This window comes from Solidesulfovibrio aerotolerans (assembly GCF_009856865.1).
Taxonomy (GTDB): Bacteria; Desulfobacterota; Desulfovibrionia; order Desulfovibrionales; family Desulfovibrionaceae; genus Solidesulfovibrio; species Solidesulfovibrio aerotolerans.
This window is the reverse complement of the sequence record NZ_WVUD01000162.1, coordinates 1-235: the sequence shown is the minus strand read 5'-3', so window position 1 is coordinate 235 and position 235 is coordinate 1. Positions and strand designations below refer to the sequence as shown.

1 protein-coding gene is annotated in these 235 nt (G+C 66.0%); it reads left to right on the top strand.

All coding sequences use genetic code 11. The annotated features are described in order from the left end of the window. A partial coding sequence (locus GTA51_RS21165; protein WP_246198271.1) for an IS66 family transposase zinc-finger binding domain-containing protein occupies positions 1-235 on the top strand: 235 nt, incomplete at both ends.

The window sequence follows — 235 nt, the reverse complement described above, 5'->3', positions numbered from 1 at the left end:
TCGGAAAAGGCCTGCCCCTGCGGCGCGGTTCTGGTCCGCATCGGCGAGGAAGTAAGCGAGAAGCTCGATATCGTGCCGGCCAAGATCCAGGTCATCCGCCACATCCGGCCCAAGTACGCCTGCCGGGCCTGCGAAGGCGTGGAAGACGACAGGCCGACGGTGAAAACCACGCCCATGCCGCCCCAACTCATCCCCCAGGGCATCGTCACCCCGGGCCTTTTGGCCCATGTCGCGA